The organism is Streptomyces sp. BR123 (assembly GCF_013401435.1).
Taxonomy (GTDB): Bacteria; Actinomycetota; Actinomycetes; order Streptomycetales; family Streptomycetaceae; genus Streptomyces.
The window spans coordinates 1-622 of the sequence record NZ_JACBGN010000669.1 but is presented as its reverse complement, the minus strand read 5'-3'; the positions used below and the strand labels follow the sequence as shown (position 1 = coordinate 622).

At 76.2% G+C, this 622-nt stretch carries 1 protein-coding gene; it reads left to right on the top strand.

Annotated features, from left to right (window positions below):
- Window positions 1-588, top strand: a 588-nt coding sequence (locus HYE82_RS36965) for a hypothetical protein (protein ID WP_218783468.1), incomplete at its 5' end; no start/stop codon positions are given.
- Window positions 589-622: the final 34 nt, after the last annotated feature.

Below are 622 nucleotides of genomic sequence, written 5' to 3'. Positions count from 1 at the left end.
GGGCCGGGGCTGGCGGGACGGACGAACCAGGGGGAGCCGATGACCGTACGGCGGAGCGCAGGCACGGAGCGCAGGCGGTTCCTCGCCCTGCTCGGCGGGGCCGCACTGCTGCCCCTCGGCGCGACGGCCGGCTGCGCGGAGCTCCGGCCGAACGAGGACCACCTGCGCGTACGGACCGGCATCGAGCCGCTGCGCAAGCGGTTCCCGGCGCTGGGCGAGCTGTCCGACGCGCACTGGCTCGGGTACGACCTCGACGAGGCGGGCAAGCGCCAGACCGTCCCGGGGCCGGACTCGCGGATCCGGCTGGTCGGCGTGGCCCGGCTGGCCGCCGGAGCGGTGGCCGCCACGCTCGGGGCCGCCCCGGCGGGGGAGCGCTTCGAGACGGTGGCCCTGCCCGCCGACCTCCCCGCTCCTCTGGCGAAGCATGTGCCCGACCGGACCGACTGGCGGGCGAGTACGGCATACGACCTGCGGATCCTCGCGCGGGAGCCGTCGCAGGCCCCGGCGGGCGAGGAGGCCGAGGGCCGTTTCCTCCTGCACGAGAAGGACGACCGGGTCTGGTTCGACACGGTCTTCCTGTACACCTGACGGTCAGCTCTCCGCCGCCCCCTCCGGCCTCCCC